Origin of the sequence: Rhodanobacter sp. FDAARGOS 1247, from assembly GCF_016889805.1 — a bacterium.
GTDB lineage: Bacteria > Pseudomonadota > Gammaproteobacteria > Xanthomonadales > Rhodanobacteraceae > Rhodanobacter.
Map to the genome: position 1 here is coordinate 1,479,747 of NZ_CP069535.1, position 15,864 is coordinate 1,495,610.

The following is a 15,864-nucleotide window of genomic DNA, read 5'->3' on the forward strand; positions in this document are numbered from 1 at the left end:
CGTCGCCTGACCATTGGCGCCGGGCCGACGCAGCGCTTACTTCTTGGCCGCCGACTTGCCCGCCGGCATCATCTTGCCCGAGCTGCGCAACTGCTGCAGCACGGTGCGGCAGGTGTTCTCGCCGTCGTCGTCATGGCTGGGCGCGACCAGGGCGAGCAGGGCGGCGGCCGGCGCCGCGACCACGCTCAACGCCACCGCGCCGGCGCCGCGGGCGATCAGCGGGCCGGGATGCACGCCGACGTTGGGGTTCTTCAGCGTGCCGTTGACGTACAGCGGCGAGCGCAGCGAGAACACGCGGAAGCCCTTGGTGTGGGGCGTCAGGTCCAGGTCGAGTTTCTCGCTGGCCAGGTTCACCGTGCCGGTCACGTTGATCACCGCGTCGTCGGTGTCGAACACGAACAGGCGCATGTCGAACAGTCCGTCGCTGGCAGCCATGTCGGTGGCGGCGCAGTTGATCTCCACGGTCTTGTCGCCGAACAGCTTGCCGATGACTATGTTGCCCACGTTGAGGCCGGCGGTTTCCAGCAGGGTCTTGCTGATCGCGCCGTCGTTCATCAGCAGCTTCAGTTCGCCGTCCGCGCTGCCGAGCAGGGCGGCGATGGAATTGCCCTGGGCGCTGAGGTCGGCGTCGCCGTTGATCTCGCCGAAGCTGGTGTGCATCGGCTCGAAGGTGGGGAACAACTGCTTGAGCTTGAGGTGGCGCGCGTTGAGTTTCAGCAGGCCGCGCATCGGCGTGCGGCTGCCGTCCAGCGTGATGTTGCTGCGCACCTTGCCGCCGGCCACGCCGAAGCTGAGCGGGTCCAGGTAGAGCGCGCCGTTGTTCATCACCAGGTGGGTGGCCAGCGAGTCGATCGGCAGCGCCTCGCCATGCACGATGCGCTCGCTGCTGAAGCTCACGTCGGCGTCCATCGCCTGCCAGCGTTCGGTGCGGAACGGTGCGACCGGCAGCAGTTTGTCGGCCGGCTGGGCGGGGCGATCATCGGCGGGCGCGGCCTTCGAGCTGCCGCCGATCAGCGGCGCGAGGTCGGCGAACTGCAGCAGCTTCGAATGCAGCTTGCCGGTGAGTTTGGGGCGCTTGCCGCCGGTGACGAACAACAGGTCGCCGGACAGGTCGCTGCCGCCGACCCGGCCGCGGAAATCCTGGTAGTGATAGCGGCTGCCGTTGCGGCGCAGCTCGGCGCTGAGATGGCCTTCGGTCGCGTACGGCGGGGTGTCCGGCAGGGTGACGCCGGTGAGCGGATACAGCTTGGCCATGCTGGAGCCGGAGAACCACAGCTGCACGTCCAGCGCGCCCAGGTGCAGCGGATCGGTCAGGGTGCCGACCAGCGCGATGTGCGTGTCGCCCAGGTTCACGTCGGCCTGCAGGGGGAACGGCCGACGGGCGTCCTGCAGGGCGAGCATGGCGCCGGTCTTGCCGTGGCCCTTCAGCGGATTGCCCTGGTAGCTGCCCTCGGCGGTCCAGCCGAACTGGTAGGTGATCGCATTGTCCGGCCGATGCTGCCTGTCGGCGGCTGCGTTGTTTGCGCTGTCCGGCAAAGCCTTGTTCGTGCTCTCGGGCAAAGCCTTGCCCACGGCCTTGCTGGCCTGCTCGCGGGCGTCGGCGGTCTGCTGCGCCACGATCTGGTCGTAGGGAATCGCTCCCTGCAGCGGTTCGATGGTGGCCTTGAGCCGGGTGCGGCTCGGCGCGTCGTCAAGGCTCAGCTGGCCCCGGTCGAAGCCGACCATGCCCACGTCCAGCGTCCAGCTCGACGGTGGCTCGTTCCGGGGGAAACTGAAATCCCAGCTGGCGCGGCCCTGCTTGTCGCGCTCCAGGTCCACGCTGGGCTGCACCAGTTGCAGCGACGGCACCTCGATGCGATGGGCGATCAGCGGCAGCGGCGAAAGCCGGAAGCGCAGCGCCTGCAGTCGGGCGAACTGCGGTTGCTGCGCCCACGGGGGATTGGCGATGCTGATGTCGCGTGCGGTGAACTCGGGCCACGGCAGCAGCGAGGCCAGCCAGCTGCCATTGCGGTCGCGCCGCCAGTCGACGGTAAGGTCGCCGTTGATCGCGAATGGCCGTCCGATCGCCTTGCTCACCTTGTCGCTGATGAACGGGCGCATCCGGTTCCAGTCGAAGGTGGCGATCACCACGACCAGGATCAGCAGCACCGCCAGCATGACTCCCACGATCCATGCGAGGACTTTGCGGCTGCGCTTCATGCTGGTCTCCTGTCACGGGGTCGCGAAGTCCATGCATAGCCCCCCGCGTGACAAGATTTCGTGGTGAAGTCCCTGCTGGCGTCAGCGGGGATTCATCCCCGCAGCGGCCGCGGGTGCGCCCGCCCGGCTTCAGTGCACCGGTTTGGCGTCGCGCACCGGCGCGCTGAGGCTGCACAGGCCGACCTTGCCGACCGGCTCGGGATAGAACGCGTTGTGGCCGTGGCGGCTGGCGTCGATCAGGGCGGCGAAGCTGGCGCTGTCGGTGCGCAGCACCTCGATCGCCGGACGCTCCTGCGCCGGCATGTCGGCGGCCAGGCGCACCGACTCGATGCGGGTGCGGCGGGCGGGATCGGCATAGAAGCCCATCGGCTCGGGTCCGCGCGGCAGGCCGGACAGCAGGGGCATGCCTTCCAGCACGCGGCCGGCGACGGCGAGGTTGTGATCCAGTTTCCGCGCCTGGCCGATCACCGCGTACAGCGAGCTGCCGCTGCCGCTGTCCGGCGCCACGTCGCGCGCCACGCCGACCGTGCCATAGCAGTGCGCCACCCACTCCTGGCCGCTGGCCGGATCGCGGCCCACCGGGAAGCCCCCGCTGAAACCGACTTCGGGTGCGTAGACGTCGCCATCCGGCAGTGGCGTCCACGGCTGCTTCGCAGCGATCGCGCGGCTGAACTCCGGCGGCAGGGTCTTGCTGGCCTTGCCCAGCGAACGGATCTTGTCCTTGTCGCCGTTCTCGTCGTCGTTCGGATCGCCCCACTGGGTGACGAAGTTGTCCTGCACGCGGATGATCGCCAGCCCGTCGAAGTAGTGCTGGCGCACCAGGGTGCGAATGTTCGCCGCATGCAGCGGGGTGAAATCCTGGGCCAGCTCGATCACCACGCGCCCCGTCGGCAGCTGCATCACCAGCAGGTTCTGCGGATCGGGCCTGCGCCATTCGGCGGGCGCGGATTTCGCCAGGATTTCCTTCGTCGTCGGCGTGGGCTTGCCCTGCTCGGCAGCGAGGGCCGGCAACGCGGTCAGACTGCTGGCCAGCGCGAGACCGGCGATGAGATGGCGACGACGCATGGCATTCCCCTTGGGTGACCGATAGGCGAGGGCTGCAACTTAGCAGAGTGCCGCGGCCAGTTGATCGCAGGCATGACTTCAGGCCCATGTACTAGTGTCAAGTTAATACTATGATTCACCTCAGTCTAAGCGGCAGTGCGGGTGAGCGGGATGGACGACAGCGTCAGCCAGTTGAAGAAGTTCCAGAAGGAGCTTTCCAGCGGCACCGTGTCGCTGGTGCTGCTGGCGGTGTTGGGGCAGTCGCGCCAGCCGATGTACGGCTACCAGATCGCCAAGCGGCTGGAAGAGGTGGGCGAGGGCGTGCTGGCCGGCAAGCAGAGCGCGCTGTATCCGGTGTTGCGCAATCTCGAAGCCGCCGGCCTGCTGGGCAGCGAAGTCGAGCCGTCCGTCAGCGGGCCGCCGCGCCGCTATTACCGCATCACCAAGCCGGGGCGCGAAGTCCTGCGCGAGTGGATCGCCGCGTGGAACGCCACCCGCGATTCCGTCGATAACGTCTTGCAAGGAGGGGTGTCATGAACGCGCCACGCAGCATCGCCGAGTATCTTGAACAACTGCGCGCCGCCCTGCGTGGCGCGGACCCCGCCCTGATCCAGGATGCGTTGTACGACGCCGAGGAACACCTGCGTTCGGAACTGGCCGAGCAGCCCGAACGCGGCGAAGCGGCGATGCTGGAGCACGTGGTGGGCAGCTACGGCGCGCCGGACGAGGTGGCCGAGATCTATCGTGATCAGGAAATCCGCATCCAGCGCGCACTGCGCCCGCCGCCGCTGCCGAAGCGGCGTTCGCTGGCGGGGCGCTTCTTCGGCGTGGCGGCCGATCCGCGCACCTACGGCGCGCTGTTCTACATGCTGCTGTCGCTGGCCACGGGCATCTTCTACTTCACCTGGGCCGTCACCGGACTGTCGCTGTCGGCAGGTCTGTCGGTGCTGATCATCGGCCTGCCGTTCATCGTGCTGTTCTTCGGCAGCGTGCGCGTGCTGTCGCTGGTCGAGGGGCGCATCGTGGAGGCGATGCTGGGCATGCGCATGCCGCGGCGGCCGGTGTATCCCACCCAGGGCATGAGTCTGATGCGGCGCATCGGTCGCATGTTCACCGACGTGCACACCTGGACCACACTCTGCTACATGTGGCTGATGCTGCCGCTGGGTATCGTGTACTTCACGCTCGCGGTGACCTTGCTCAGCGTATCCGTCGCCTTCATCGGCGCGCCATTGGCGATGATGTTCCACAACGACTGGATGACCGGGCTGTACGTGAACCACCAGGTTCTGGTGGACTGGGGCTTCGGCGCGCACGCGCCGGGTTGGGGCGACGCGATCGCGATGTGCGTGATCGGCATCGTGCTGCTGTTCGCCACCCTGCATCTGGCGCGCGGCCTGGGCCGGCTGCACGGCTACATCGCCAAGCACATGCTGGTGCCGCGCACGGCCGACTGAACGCGCGAACTTCGCTCAGACCAGTTGCAGGTCGCGCGGCCGTGCCTGCGGGAAGACGCTCTGCAACTGCTTGTTCGACAGCTCCCAGGTTCGCGCCAGCAAGCCTCCCAGGACGTCGCGGTAGTTGTTGAGCACCGGGTAGTCGCGGTTCTGCAGCAGGCCGGCGGCGTTCACCACCGCCTGTTCGCCGGCGATGCGGCCGCCGTTGACCTTGCCGCCCAGCACCCAGTGCACGGTGCCGTGGCCATGGTCGGTGCCCTTGTCGCCATTCTCGCGGAAGGTGCGGCCGAACTCGGACAGCACCACCACGGTGGTGTTGTTCCATTCGTCGCCCAGCGCCTCGGCATAGGCGGCCAGGCCTTCGCCCAGGTTGCGCAGGTTGTTGGCCAGGCCGCCGCTGACGCTGCCCTGGTTGACGTGGGTGTCCCAGCCGCCGACGTCGACGAAACCCAGGCGGTACTGGTCGCGCATCAGGGTGGCGATGCGCCGTGTCTCGCTGGCGAAACTGCGGGCGCTGGGCGCGCCGCCGCTGGCCTTGACCATCTCGTTGCGCAAGTCCTCGGAGATCGATGCCGGCAGCGCGAGCCCGTCGGCGGTGGCGGCGGCCAGCGGCGTGCCCTTGTACATGTCGCCGAGGATCGCCGACTGCCGCGCATTGAAGCGGGCCTTCGGATCGGCCTTCATCGAGATGTTGGGGATGTCCTTGCCGGCGCCCTGGAAACTCAGCGGCAGGTTTTTGGTGAAGGCGATCGCGGGCACGCCGCTGAGCTGGCCGGACAATCGCGCCAGGAAGCCCGAACGGAAACTGCCCCGGTGCGCGGTGGGCTGGCCCGATTCGATATTGTTCTGGGTCTCGAAGTGGCTGCGCGACAGGTCGTCGGTGCCGGCGAACGGCACGAAGGCGAGCTGCTTGCGCTGCCACAGCGGCAGCAGCGATTCGCGCAAGACCGGATTCAGTCCCCACTGCGCATCCAGCGCGATCGCGCTGGCGGGATTGGCAGGATCGGGCCTGGCGATCGCCAGGGTGGGGCGTGATTCGTAATAGAAATCGCTGGCGTACGGCACCAGCAGGTTGTTGCAGTCGTAGCCGCCGCGCAGGAACACCAGCAGGAAGCGCGGCGAGCTGGCTGGCGCGGCGAACAGGCTGCCGCTGAAGGACAGGGCGGGCAGGGCCGCCGCGGCGGAGGCGGCGGCCAGCAGGAATTGGCGACGGTTCATCATGGCTTTGCGGAAACCTCAGCGGTAATTGAAATCCGGCGACGACAGCAGGTAGGTATTCCATTCCGCTGCCGAAGTCGCCTTGCCCAGGGCCGTCCGGGTGGCTTGCGACAGGCGCGGTTCGACCACGGCGCGGTAGAGCGGCGAGTCCAGCGCGGGCACGGCCGGGCGTGCCCGCGGCGTGGCCTGGTTCCGCTCGTCGGTGTCGGTCATGAACAGCTTGTTGCGGCCACTGCCGATCGCGCGGGCCACTTCGAATCGGGTCGCCATCTGGCCCGAGCCCGACCAGCTGGCGCTGTCCAGCGGCCAGCCGTCGGGCGTGACCCGGCCGAACACCGGCTCGCCCATCTGGTTGAGCCAGTTGACCAGCGGCTGCGCGTTGCTGATCGGCTGGCCGTCGTAGGCAAGCTTCATCGCGGAAACCAGGAAACGGGTGGGGTCCTTGAACTTCTTCGCCTCGCCGCCGGTCAGCTCCGGCGAATCGAACATCGTGCGCAGTACCGCGGCGATGTCGCCGTCGCTGCGCTGGAAGGTTTTCGCCATCGCTTCGATCAGGGCCGGTGGCGGCTGGTCGGCCACGAAATACTCGGCCAGCTGGCGCGAGACGAAACGGGCGCAGGCCGGCTGCCGGGTGATCAGGTCCACCGCCTGCTCGATCTCGCGATAGCCGCTGCCGTGGAGGCGCTGGCCGAGCAGGGTCTTGTCGCTGAAGTCGTGCCGGTCCGGATTGAACACGAACAGGCCGTCGCGCACGAAGCCCGGCCGTGTGCGGCCGAAGCGACCGGTGCGGGCTCGCCTGGCCGGCTTGGGCGACGCGATGCCCGCGCCGGTAAGGATCAGCGCCAGCTGCTGCACGTCCTGCTGGGTGTAGCCGGAGCCGACGCCCAGGGCGTGCAGCTCCATCAGTTCGCGGGCGTAGTTCTCGTTAGTCTTGCCCTTCACGTTCTTCGCGTTGTCGAGGTATTCCAGCATCGCCGGGCTTTTCAGCGTGGCCAGCAGCAGGTCACGGAACTTGCCCAATGCATGGGGCCGGATCGCGTGTTCCTCATAGTCGGCCGCGAACAGGCGCACGCGGCCCTTGGCGCCGTACACGCTGAAGTGGTTGAGCCAGAACCATACGACCTGCTCCTTCAACGGGTTGCTGCCGTAGATTGCACGCAGCAGTTCGGCCTGTTGCGCCTGCTGGGCCAGTTCGCGAGCCTGTTTTTGCAGGTTCTTCTTCGCGGCGACCTTGGCGTCGCCCTCAGGCATCGACTTCAGCTGGCGCCGCGCTTCGGCGGCCTGGGCCAGCAGTTCCTGCGGCGGCGTGCTGATTGCGGGGTAGCTGGCGATCAGGTTGGCGATGGCCGGCGGCAGCCTGTCGTTGCGGCCGGCCAGCTGGACATCGAGCCAGCGCCGGCGGCCGAGCTGGCGGTAGCTGGCCAGGCTGGCCGAGTCGATGCCGAAAGTTGCCCGCTGCAGCCATTGCACGTCGGACGGAGCCAGCGGTCGGCCCGCGGAGTCCGGCGCATGCGCCGAGGCGGCGACAGACAGCAGCAAGGCCGCGGTGAACGGGAGCAGGCGGCGATGGAGCCTGCCGTGCCGAGCTTCAAACCGGGCGGTAGAGGGTTGCATGGCGGAACCTTGGCTGGGAGGCGCTGTGCGTCGCGGCACCACACAAGGCTTCAACGCCGTGTCCGCCCAACGGATGACATGGGCGTGGTTCCCGCCGTTCAGAACTCGTCCACGAACTCGATGCCGGCAGCCGCTTCGCCGGCCGCCTCCTCGGCGCGGGCGCGCACGTCGTCCGCGACGTCGTCGTCGGGCGTGTCCACTTCGATGCGGTAGACGTGGCCCTCGCTGTCGCTCACCGAGTCGCTGGAGCTGGAGTCGTCGCGCATCCCGGAGACCAGGTCGTCGATTTCCTCGACGTGCTCTATGCGATCGAGGCCGTGCAGGGTCGCGATGACGGCATCGGCGTCGGCGCGGCTGCCGATCAGGCGGAAGCGGACCATGGGCATGGGATTCTCCTCGGGGCGGCGATGGAAGCTGGCGGCGATGCTGGCATCGGCAGCGCATGCAGAAAGTGATGCCGCATCCGGATCGGCGGGTCGGGCGGGATACCATGGACGCTGCCCACGTTTGCCCGGACCTCCGCATGACCAAGACCTACGACCGCGCCTATTTCGACAAGTGGTACCGCGATCCGCGACATTCCGTGGCGTCGGCGGCCGAACTGCGGCGCAAGGTGGCGATGGTGGTGGCGCAGGCCGAGTATTACCTGGGGCGTCCGATCCGCAACGTGCTCGACGTGGGCTGCGGCGAGGCGACCTGGCGCGCGCCGCTGCGCGCGTTGCGGCCGGGGATCACCTACCGCGGCCTGGACGCCAGCGAGTACGTGGTGGCGCGCTACGGCCGCAGCCGCAACATCGGCCTGGCCCGCTTCGGCCAGTTGGAATACCTGCGCTTCGACGAGCGTTTCGACCTGGTCGTGTGCACCGACGTGCTGCATTACCTGAAGCCGGCGGAAATCCGCGCCGGCCTGCAAGGCATCGGCGAGATGCTCGAGGGCGTGGCCTTCCTCGAAGTGTTCACCAGTCGCGACGACGTGGCCGGCGACCACCAGGGTTTCGTCTCGCGCGCGCCGGCCTGGTACTTGCGCGAGTTCGGCGAAGTCGGCCTGCTGCCATGCGGCTCGCACTGCTATCTGGGGCCGCGGCTGGAACGGCACATCGCGGCGCTGGAGCGGGCGCAGTTGGCGGGGTGACTAGCGAAGAACGGGGTTCTTTCCTCACTCCACCGTCTTGTCCCTGTACCGGCACAAGTCGCGGATCACGCAGTGCGGGCAATCGGGCTTGCGCGCCTTGCACACGTAGCGGCCATGCAGGATCAGCCAGTGATGGGCGTCCTGCTTGAACTCGGCCGGCACCACTTTCTCCAGCTTGTCCTCGACCGCGCGCACGTCCTTGCCCGGCGCCAGGCCGGTCCGGTTGGAGACGCGGAAGATGTGCGTGTCCACCGCGATGGTCGGCACGCCGAAGGCGGTGTTGAGCACTACGTTGGCGGTCTTGCGGCCCACGCCGGGCAGCGCTTCCAGCGCCTCGCGGGTGCGCGGCACCTCGCCGTCATGCTGCTCGATCAGCAGGCGGCACAGCGCGATCACGTTCTTCGCCTTGGCGTTGAACAGGCCGATGGTGCTGATGTAGCGCTTCAGCCCTTCCTCGCCCAGGGCCAGGATGGCCTGCGGCGTGTTCGCCACGGGGTAGAGTTTGCGGGTGGCCTTGTTGACGCCGACGTCGGTGGCCTGCGCCGACAGCACCACCGCCACCAACAGTTCGAACGGCGTGGTGTACGCCAGTTCGGTGGTGGGATGCGGGTCCAGTTCGCGCAGCCGCGAGAACAGCTCGATCACCTCGGCGCGCTTCACGGTTTCGACTCCTGCTGCTTCGCCCTGGCGCGGGCCAGCGCGGCCTGCACCGGGTTGACCGGTCCGGCCGCCGCTTCCACGGCAAGCTTGCGCGCCGCCAGTTCGGCCTCGCGTTCGGCGCGCTGGCGTTCGAGGCGCGATTCACGGCGCTGGAAGTGTTCGCGCGCCGCATCGGCATGGGCGACATCGATCTGCGCGGGCGGCATCGGTTCGAGCACGATGCAGTCGACCGGGCAGGCCGGCACGCACAGTTCGCAACCGGTGCAGTCGTCCGCCACCACGGTGTGCATCAGCTTCGAGGCGCCGATGATGGCGTCGACCGGGCAAGCCTGGATGCATTTGGTGCAGCCGATGCAGTCGGCCTCGACGATGCGCGCCAGCATGCGCGGATGTTCGATGCCGCAGTCGGGATCGAGTGGCAGTGCGGGGCGATCGAGCAGGGTGGCCAGTTTTTCGATGCCGGCGGTACCGCCTGGCGGGCACCGGTTGATCGGCGCCTGGTTGCGGGCGATCGCCTCCGCATACGGCCGGCAGCCGTGATAGCCGCATTGCTCGCATTGGGTCTGCGGCAGCACGGCGTCGATGCGGTCGGCGAGAAGGGTGACGGGATCACTCATGCGCGATGGCGGGGCGGGCGATAATCGGCGCCCATTGTCCCGCAATTGCCGCCGGTTGGAGTGTTGCCATGAAATCGTCGTTTCTCGCCTCGTTGTTGCTTACCGCCGTGCTGGGTGCCGGTGGTGCGATCGTGCTGACCCATGCCACCCCCGCGCAGGCGTCGTCGTCCGAAGTCCCGGGCGACACGGTGACCGTGTTCGTCGATGCCACCCTGGGTTTCCGCAAGAAGCACATGGCGAACCAGCTCACCAAGTCGCACGCCGACTACGCCGCGCGTGGCTACCGCTACGTGGACATGGCGCCGTACAACGAGAACGGCGACCTGGTCGGATTCTTCGTGACTTACACGAAGCAGTAGTGCGTCGCGGGCGGGATGGCCCGCGGCGAAAGCCGGGGGCCATCCCGCTTCGCCTGACCGATTCAGCGGACGGTGGCGCCGGGCTTCGCGCCCTGGTCGGCGTCGAGCAGGAACAGGTCGCTGCCGCCGTCACCGGCGGACAGGATCATCCCTTCGGACAGCCCGAAGCGCATCTTGCGCGGCGCCAGGTTGGCGATGAACACCACGTTGCGGCCGACCAGCTTTTCCGGCTCGGCGTAGGCCGCGCGGATGCCGGAGAAGATCTGCCGCGTGCCCAGCGGGCCGGCGTCCAGTTCGAAGCGCAGCAGCTTGTCCGAGCCCTCGACGAATTCGCACGCGCTGACCTTGCCGATGCGCAGGTCGAGCCTGGCGAAGTCGTCGATGCCGATGATGCCGGCGTCCGCGTTCTGCGGCGCCGGATTCGATGCGGCAGACTTGGTGTCTTCGGTCATGGGTTTCTTCTTCGGGGTTTTGGGGGCTTCGGCAGGGGCGCCGAGTGAATCCTTCGACGATTCGATCATCGCCTCGATGAGCCTGGGATCGATGCGGCCCATCAGCGTCTCGAATGTCTCGATGGTGTGATTGTGCAGGCTGCTGCGGGCGTCGTCGAAGTCGACGATGGGTGCGGCCAGGAATTTCTCGGCAGCACCGACCGTGGCCGGCAGGATCGGCTTCAGCATGCCGGCCAGCAGCCGGAACGCGCCCAGTGCAAACGAACAGACATGGTGCAGTGCTTCGCGCCGGGTTTCATCCTTGGCCATCGCCCATGGCGCCTTGGCGGCGATGTGGCCGTTGACGATGTCGGCCATCAGCACGAAGCGGCGGGTGACTTCGGCGAATTCGCCGCTGTCGTAGAGTTCGGCGACGCCGTCGTAGTGCTCCAGCAGGCTGTTCCACAGGGCCGCTTCCTCGGCGCCGAACTGCGTGGCCAGGCGGCCGTCGAAGAACTTGTGGACGAAGCCGGCGGTGCGGCTGGCGATATTCACCCACTTGCCGACCAGGTGCGAATTGACCCGCTCTTCGAAGGCCTTCAGGTCGAGGTCCACGTCGACCGGCGTCTCGTTGAGCATACTGGCGAAGTAGTAGCGCAGGAACTCCGGATGCAGGCCCGAATCGAGATAGGTGCGCGCCTGGATGAAGGTGCCGCGCGACTTGGACATCTTCGCGCCGTTCACCGTCAGGTAGCCGTTCACGTGCAGCGCCGTGGGCGTGCGGAAGTTCGCGCCGTGCAGCATCGCGGGCCAGAACAGGCCGTGGAAGTTGATGATGTCCTTGCCGATGAAGTGATGCATTTCGGCGTTGCTGTCGGCGGCGAGGAAGTCGTCGAACTGCAGGTCGGTCCGGTCGCACAGCGCCTTGAAGCTGGCCAGGTAGCCGACCGGCGCATCCAGCCACACGTAGAAGAACTTGCCCGGCGCGTCGGGGATCGGAAAACCGAAATACGGCGCGTCGCGCGAGATGTCCCAGTCCTTCAGGCCGCCGTCCAGCCATTCGCGCAGCTTCGCGGCCACGCCGCTGTTGGCCACCGGCTTGCCACCGGTGAACGCGCCGGCGAACCAGTCGCGCAGCAGGCCCTCGAACTTGCCCAGCTCGAAGAAGTAGTGCTCCGAGTCGCGCAGCACCGGGGTGGCGCCGGACATCACCGAATAGGGATTGATCAGGTCGGTCGGTGCGTAGGTGGCGCCGCAGTTCTCGCAGTTGTCGCCGTACTGGTCGGGTGTCTTGCAGACCGGGCAGGTGCCCTTGATGTAGCGGTCCGGCAGGAACATCTGCTTTTCCGGGTCGAACAGCTGCTGGATGCTGCGCCTGGCGATGCTGCCGGCGTCGCGCAGGCGCGTGTAGATCAGCGTCGCCAGTTCGCGGTTCTCGTCCGAATGGGTGGTGTGGTAGTGGTCGAACGCCACGCCGAAGGCGGCGAAGTCCGCCTCGTGGCCCTGGCGGATGCCTTCGATGTAGTTCTCCGGCGTCATGCCGGCCTTTTCTGCCGCCAGCATGATCGGCGTGCCGTGGGCGTCGTCGGCGCAGACATAGGCCACTTCGTTGCCGCTCATTCGCTGCGCGCGCACCCAGATGTCGGCCTGGATGTAGCCCAGCAGATGGCCCATGTGCAGCGGGCCATTGGCATAGGGCAGGGCGTTGGTGACGAGCAGGCGACGACTCATGGTGGGCGGGCACTCCGGGATGACTGCGCATTATGCCATGCAGGTCCATCCCGATCGTGCGCCGACGCACGGGTCGCGGCGGGCCCGCCGTGCTCAGGGCGATGCCGGCGCGCGCCATCCGGTCGCCGGGACACGCATCGGCTGGTTTGCATGTTTTATCCTGTTTTTATACATTTGTGCCCGTTTTGAACGCACTGGAAACCATCAGCGTGCCGAGAGAGTCCCTGCAGGCCGGGCAGCAGCGTCTGCCCGGCGCCATCCGCGCCACGCGCCTGATCTTCCTGGTGTCCGGTATCGGCATGGCCAGCTGGGCGCCGATGGTGCCCTACGTGAAGGCGCGGCTGGGGCTGGACGACGCGGCTCTGGGCCTGGTGCTGCTGGCTTTCGGTGGTGGCTCGATGCTGTCGATGCCGCTGGTCGGCGTGCTGACCCATCGTTACGGCAACCGCCGGGTGATCAGCGTGGCCGGGTTGCTGCTGTGCGTGGCGATTCCCGTGCTCGCGATCGTGCCGGATGTGCTGACGCTGGCCGTGACGCTGCTGTACTTCGGCGCGATGCTTGGCGCGGTGGATGTGGCGATGAATGCGCATGCGGTCGAGGTGGAGCGGCGCGACGGCCGCGCGTTGATGTCGGGCTTTCATGGGCTTTTCAGCGTCGGCGGTCTGGTCGGCGCCGCGCTGATGAGCGCCTTGCTGGCGCTCGGCCTGCCGCTGCTGGTCGGTGCCCTGGCGATCGCGCTGTTGTTGATGCTGATCGTGCTCGGCCAACGCCGCAGCCTGCTTGTCCGCGTGGGCGATGTGGCCAGGCAGACGGTGAAGTTCCGGCTGCCGCGCGGACTGGTGCTGCTGCTTGGCGTGTTGTGCTTCGTCAGTTTCCTGGCCGAGGGCGCCATGCTCGACTGGAGCGCGGTGCTGCTGCGTGACTTCCACGGCTTCTCCGCGGCGTCCGCCGGCATCGGCTACGCGTGTTTCTCGGTGGCCATGGCCGGCGGCCGGCTGGTGGGGGACCGGGCCATCGTGCGGCTGGGGACGGTGTGGACGGTGCGCGTCGGCGCCGGTGTGGCGGCGTTCGGGTTTCTTCTGGCTTCGATGGCGAACTGGCCGCCGGCTTCGTTGACCGGCTTCGTGCTGATCGGCCTGGGCGCCTCCAATATCGTGCCGCTGATGTTCAGTGCGGCGGGTCGCCTGCCGGGCCAGCCGCCGGCGATTTCGATCGCCACGGTGACTGCGCTGGGTTACGCCGGCCTGCTCAGCGGCCCGGCCTTGATCGGCTTCATGGCCCATGCCAGCAGTTTGCCGGCCGCGCTGGCCGTGGTCGCCGGCATGTTGCTGCTGGTCGCCGCTTCGGCGCGGATCGTGCGGCGTTGAATGACAGCTACGCGAGAATGACGACATGAGCGAGCGCACGACCCGACGTGCCGTGCCGGACACGGTGATCTTCGATCTCGGCGGCGTCCTGATCGACTGGAACCCGCGTTATCTCTATCGCCACCTGTTCGATGACGAATCATCGATGGAGCAATTCCTGGCCGAGGTTTGCGATGGTCAGTGGAACGAACAGCAGGATGCAGGGCGCAGCTGGGACGAAGCCATCCGGCTGCGCAGTGCGGAGTTTCCCGAACATGCGGCCCTGATCGCCGCCTACCGCACGCGCTGGGACGAGATGCTGCGAGGCCCGATGCACGACAGCGTGGCGATTCTCGAGGAACTGCGCGCGCGTGGCGTGCGCCTGTACGCCTTGACCAACTGGTCGCAGGAGACCTTTCCGCTGGCCTTCGAACGCTACCCGTTCCTGCGGGCATTCGAGGGCATCGTGGTGTCCGGGCAGGAGCGGATGATCAAGCCCGATCCGGCGATCTTCCAGCTGCTGCTGAACCGTTACGGGATCGATCCGGGCCGTGCCGTGTATGTCGACGATGCCCCGCGCAATGTGGATGCGGCGGCGAAACTCGGCATGCATGCGCTGCAGTTCCGTGATGCCGCGGTGCTGCGTGGGGAACTGCTCGCGCTGGGACTGCTCGATGGCACAGCACCGGAGGTGCGCCAGCATGGCTAAGGTGAATCCCGGCGAGATGCTGCCGCAGGAACGCCAGCAATGGATACTCGATCGACTGCGCCAGCGCGGTCGCGTGGTGGCAGTGGAGTTGGCGACGGAATTCGCGGTGTCCGAGGATTCGGTCAGGCGCGACCTGCGCGAGCTGGCGGCGCTGGGTCTGTGCAAGCGCGTCTACGGTGGTGCGTTGCCCATTTCCGCCACCGTCGCGCCGCTCAAGCAGCGACGACAGGAACACGCCGGCCGCAAGCTGGCGCTCGCCCGCAAGGCGGTTGCCCTGGTGCGGCAGGGACAGGTGCTGCTGATCGACGCCGGTTCGACCAACGCGGCGATTGCCGCCGCGCTGCCGCCGGACCTGGGGTTGACCGTGGTGACCAACGCACCGGATATCGCGCAGATCCTGCTCGAGCGTGAAGGCTTCGAGATCCTGCTGATCGGCGGTCGGGTCGATGCACGGATCGGTGCCGCCGTCGGCGCGCAGGCGGTGCAGGAAGTTCAGCGCGTGCGCGCCGACCTGTGCTTTCCGGGCGCCTGCGCGATAGATGCGAGCGGTGGACTGTGGGGTTTCGACAGCGAGGAAACGTTGCTGAAGCGGGCGATGGTCGAGGCCAGTGGCGAGGTCGTCGTCGTCGCCACCAGTGACAAGCTCGGCACGGTGGCGACGCATCGGGTGGCAGCCATCGACGAAGTGCAGCATCTGGTGGTCGAACACGAGGTCGGTCGTGCGCTGCGTGCCAGCTTCACTGCCCGTGGCCTGACCGTGCATCGGGCCGACGCGCCCCCGTGAAGCAGGCTTGCTCGCGCAAAAGGAAAAGCCTCATGCCAGGACCGCTGGCATGAGGCTTGACGCAGGGCGGAGCGATTGAACTGCGTCAGTTCTGGCGTTCCCAGGTCTGGGTGCGGCCGACCCAGGAAAAGCCGATGTAACCGCGCACGTTGAGCTTCTGCCCGCCGTCGAGCATCGACAACTTCACCTTGTAGACCTTGCCGGATTTCGGGTCGAGGATCTTGCCGCCATCCCAGACGTCGTCGTTGCGGTGCACGCCCCACATGATGTTCATGCCTTCGACCGGCTTGTCCTTGCGTTCGCCGTCGCACTTGCGGCACATCGCCACGGCGCCGTCGCGGGCGATGTCTTCCGGGCTGCGGTTGAGCAGCTTGACGATGTGCGCCTGCAGTTCGCCGTTGTTGTCGGTGATCTCGACGATCGACTTGGCCTGGCCGGATTCGTCGTCGATGGTCTTCCAGGTACCGACCGGTGTGTCATTGGCTGCCATTACAGTACCGGCGCCAAACAGCAGGCTGGCGGCGATGACCCAACGAAATGCGTGCTTCATGGTGTTCCTCCCG

Annotated in this window: 16 protein-coding genes; 7 read left to right on the forward strand and 9 right to left on the reverse strand. The window is 67.4% G+C overall.

What is annotated here, in order from left to right; genetic code table 11:
* Window positions 1-36: 36 nt before the first annotated feature.
* Together I6J77_RS06620 and I6J77_RS06625 are read right to left on the reverse strand one after the other, a co-directional pair.
* Window positions 37-2,199 (reverse strand): AsmA family protein, encoded by a 2,163-nt coding sequence (locus I6J77_RS06620; RefSeq protein ID WP_204111016.1) that lies wholly within the window; start codon window positions 2,197-2,199, stop codon window positions 37-39.
* Window positions 2,200-2,328: 129 nt separating this feature from the next.
* Window positions 2,329-3,264 (reverse strand): peptidylprolyl isomerase, encoded by a 936-nt coding sequence (locus tag I6J77_RS06625; protein WP_204111017.1) that lies wholly within the window; start codon window positions 3,262-3,264, stop codon window positions 2,329-2,331.
* 150 nt (window positions 3,265-3,414) lie between these two features.
* On the opposite strand from I6J77_RS06625, the gene I6J77_RS06630 reads away from it, so the two are divergent.
* Window positions 3,415-3,780 carry a PadR family transcriptional regulator gene (locus I6J77_RS06630; protein WP_056718696.1) on the forward strand — a complete coding sequence of 122 codons (366 nt, stop codon included), beginning with the start codon at window positions 3,415-3,417 and terminating at the stop codon, window positions 3,778-3,780.
* Entirely contained in the window at window positions 3,777-4,700 is a 924-nt protein-coding gene (locus I6J77_RS06635) for a sensor domain-containing protein (RefSeq protein WP_204111018.1), read from the forward strand. Before I6J77_RS06630 ends, I6J77_RS06635 begins: the two co-directional genes overlap by 4 nt.
* Before the next feature lie 15 nt (window positions 4,701-4,715).
* Here I6J77_RS06635 and I6J77_RS06640 read toward each other — a convergent pair whose 3' ends face one another.
* From I6J77_RS06640 to I6J77_RS06650, 3 genes are all read right to left on the reverse strand, one after another.
* Window positions 4,716-5,918, reverse strand: coding sequence for a DUF1501 domain-containing protein (locus I6J77_RS06640; RefSeq protein WP_204111019.1), 1,203 nt, complete (start codon window positions 5,916-5,918; stop codon window positions 4,716-4,718).
* An 18-nt stretch (window positions 5,919-5,936) separates the two neighbouring features.
* Entirely contained in the window at window positions 5,937-7,532 is a 1,596-nt protein-coding gene (locus I6J77_RS06645; protein ID WP_239309210.1) for a DUF1800 domain-containing protein, read from the reverse strand.
* Between the two features lie 98 nt (window positions 7,533-7,630).
* Window positions 7,631-7,918 (reverse strand): hypothetical protein, encoded by a 288-nt coding sequence (locus I6J77_RS06650; protein ID WP_204111020.1) that lies wholly within the window; start codon window positions 7,916-7,918, stop codon window positions 7,631-7,633.
* A 137-nt stretch (window positions 7,919-8,055) separates the two neighbouring features.
* Between I6J77_RS06650 and I6J77_RS06655 the strand changes: the two genes are divergently transcribed.
* Window positions 8,056-8,664, forward strand: a complete 609-nt coding sequence (locus tag I6J77_RS06655) for a class I SAM-dependent methyltransferase (protein WP_204111021.1) — start codon at window positions 8,056-8,058, stop codon at window positions 8,662-8,664.
* A 24-nt stretch (window positions 8,665-8,688) separates the two neighbouring features.
* Here I6J77_RS06655 and nth read toward each other — a convergent pair whose 3' ends face one another.
* Both nth and I6J77_RS06665 read right to left on the reverse strand, forming a co-directional pair.
* Window positions 8,689-9,324, reverse strand: coding sequence for an endonuclease III (gene nth, locus I6J77_RS06660; RefSeq protein WP_204111022.1), 636 nt, complete (start codon window positions 9,322-9,324; stop codon window positions 8,689-8,691).
* On the reverse strand, window positions 9,321-9,941 hold the full coding sequence (locus tag I6J77_RS06665; protein ID WP_204111023.1) for an RnfABCDGE type electron transport complex subunit B: 621 nt from the start codon (window positions 9,939-9,941) through the stop codon (window positions 9,321-9,323). Before I6J77_RS06665 ends, nth begins: the two co-directional genes overlap by 4 nt.
* Before the next feature lie 68 nt (window positions 9,942-10,009).
* Here I6J77_RS06665 and I6J77_RS06670 point away from each other — a divergent pair, with 68 nt between their 5' ends.
* The gene (locus I6J77_RS06670) at window positions 10,010-10,300 is read left to right on the forward strand and encodes a hypothetical protein (protein ID WP_204111024.1); all 291 of its coding nucleotides are present in this window, start codon (window positions 10,010-10,012) and stop codon (window positions 10,298-10,300) included.
* 62 nt (window positions 10,301-10,362) lie between these two features.
* Here the strand turns inward: I6J77_RS06670 and metG are convergent, their stop codons facing one another.
* Window positions 10,363-12,462, reverse strand: a complete 2,100-nt coding sequence (metG, locus tag I6J77_RS06675; RefSeq protein ID WP_204111025.1) for a methionine--tRNA ligase — start codon at window positions 12,460-12,462, stop codon at window positions 10,363-10,365.
* Between the two features lie 209 nt (window positions 12,463-12,671).
* Here metG and I6J77_RS06680 point away from each other — a divergent pair, with 209 nt between their 5' ends.
* The 3 genes from I6J77_RS06680 to I6J77_RS06690 are packed head-to-tail and all read left to right on the forward strand — an operon-like array spanning window position 12,672 to window position 15,301.
* The gene (locus tag I6J77_RS06680; RefSeq protein ID WP_239309211.1) at window positions 12,672-13,829 is read left to right on the forward strand and encodes an MFS transporter; all 1,158 of its coding nucleotides are present in this window, start codon (window positions 12,672-12,674) and stop codon (window positions 13,827-13,829) included.
* Window positions 13,830-13,854: 25 nt separating this feature from the next.
* Window positions 13,855-14,517: an HAD family phosphatase gene (locus I6J77_RS06685; protein WP_204111026.1), complete on the forward strand. Its 663-nt coding sequence runs from the start codon at window positions 13,855-13,857 to the stop codon at window positions 14,515-14,517.
* The gene (locus I6J77_RS06690) at window positions 14,510-15,301 is read left to right on the forward strand and encodes a DeoR/GlpR family DNA-binding transcription regulator (protein ID WP_204111027.1); all 792 of its coding nucleotides are present in this window, start codon (window positions 14,510-14,512) and stop codon (window positions 15,299-15,301) included. Before I6J77_RS06685 ends, I6J77_RS06690 begins: the two co-directional genes overlap by 8 nt.
* Window positions 15,302-15,386: 85 nt before the next feature.
* On the opposite strand, the gene I6J77_RS06695 is transcribed toward I6J77_RS06690, so the two are convergent.
* Window positions 15,387-15,851: a DUF2147 domain-containing protein gene (locus I6J77_RS06695; protein WP_204111028.1), complete on the reverse strand. Its 465-nt coding sequence runs from the start codon at window positions 15,849-15,851 to the stop codon at window positions 15,387-15,389.
* Window positions 15,852-15,864 lie beyond the last annotated feature (13 nt).

Excerpts from the sequence above, each read along its gene's own strand:
- I6J77_RS06685 (WP_204111026.1), top strand. The coding sequence starts at position 13,855 with ATGAGCGAGCGCACGACCCGACGTGCCGTGCCGGACACGGTGATCTTC.
- metG (WP_204111025.1), bottom strand. The coding sequence starts at position 12,462 with ATGAGTCGTCGCCTGCTCGTCACCAACGCCCTGCCCTATGCCAATGGC.
- I6J77_RS06620 (WP_204111016.1), bottom strand. The coding sequence starts at position 2,199 with ATGAAGCGCAGCCGCAAAGTCCTCGCATGGATCGTGGGAGTCATGCTG.
- I6J77_RS06690 (WP_204111027.1), top strand. The coding sequence starts at position 14,510 with ATGGCTAAGGTGAATCCCGGCGAGATGCTGCCGCAGGAACGCCAGCAA.
- I6J77_RS06655 (WP_204111021.1), top strand. The coding sequence starts at position 8,056 with ATGACCAAGACCTACGACCGCGCCTATTTCGACAAGTGGTACCGCGAT.
- I6J77_RS06645 (WP_239309210.1), bottom strand. The coding sequence starts at position 7,532 with ATGCAACCCTCTACCGCCCGGTTTGAAGCTCGGCACGGCAGGCTCCAT.
- I6J77_RS06670 (WP_204111024.1), top strand. The coding sequence starts at position 10,010 with ATGAAATCGTCGTTTCTCGCCTCGTTGTTGCTTACCGCCGTGCTGGGT.
- I6J77_RS06630 (WP_056718696.1), top strand. The coding sequence starts at position 3,415 with ATGGACGACAGCGTCAGCCAGTTGAAGAAGTTCCAGAAGGAGCTTTCC.
- I6J77_RS06635 (WP_204111018.1), top strand. The coding sequence starts at position 3,777 with ATGAACGCGCCACGCAGCATCGCCGAGTATCTTGAACAACTGCGCGCC.
- I6J77_RS06650 (WP_204111020.1), bottom strand. The coding sequence starts at position 7,918 with ATGCCCATGGTCCGCTTCCGCCTGATCGGCAGCCGCGCCGACGCCGAT.
- I6J77_RS06625 (WP_204111017.1), bottom strand. The coding sequence starts at position 3,264 with ATGCGTCGTCGCCATCTCATCGCCGGTCTCGCGCTGGCCAGCAGTCTG.
- I6J77_RS06665 (WP_204111023.1), bottom strand. The coding sequence starts at position 9,941 with ATGAGTGATCCCGTCACCCTTCTCGCCGACCGCATCGACGCCGTGCTG.
- I6J77_RS06640 (WP_204111019.1), bottom strand. The coding sequence starts at position 5,918 with ATGAACCGTCGCCAATTCCTGCTGGCCGCCGCCTCCGCCGCGGCGGCC.
- I6J77_RS06695 (WP_204111028.1), bottom strand. The coding sequence starts at position 15,851 with ATGAAGCACGCATTTCGTTGGGTCATCGCCGCCAGCCTGCTGTTTGGC.